The 319-nt window shown below is 34.2% G+C and carries 1 pseudogene; it reads left to right on the forward strand.

Annotated features, from left to right (window positions below):
* Window positions 1–70: 70 nt before the first annotated feature.
* Window positions 71–319, forward strand: a pseudogene (locus ACSG5Z_RS30055) (acetate kinase); the annotation flags it as partial.

A 319-nucleotide genomic window follows, 5' to 3' on the forward strand; every position in this document is an offset into this window, starting at 1 on the left:
ATCAGATAAAATCGAGCGGTTTGTGGACATATCCACACAACTACCAAGAGAAAAAGGGGCGAAAGACTAGATGTCAAAAATCATCGCGATAAACGCAGGAAGCTCTTCCTTAAAATTCCAATTATTTGAAATGCCAAGTGAAACAGTATTAACAAAAGGTTTAGTAGAACGTATCGGTTTAGAAGATAGTATCTTCACTATTACTGTAGATGGCGAAAAACAAAAAGAAATTACATATATTCCAGATCATGCAGTAGCAGTAAATATGCTTCTTAAAAAATTAACTGAAAACGGAATCGTTAAGTCTCTTGATGAGATT

It is taken from the genome of Bacillus pretiosus (assembly GCF_051294775.1).
In the GTDB taxonomy this organism is placed as follows: domain Bacteria; phylum Bacillota; class Bacilli; order Bacillales; family Bacillaceae_G; genus Bacillus_A; species Bacillus_A wiedmannii.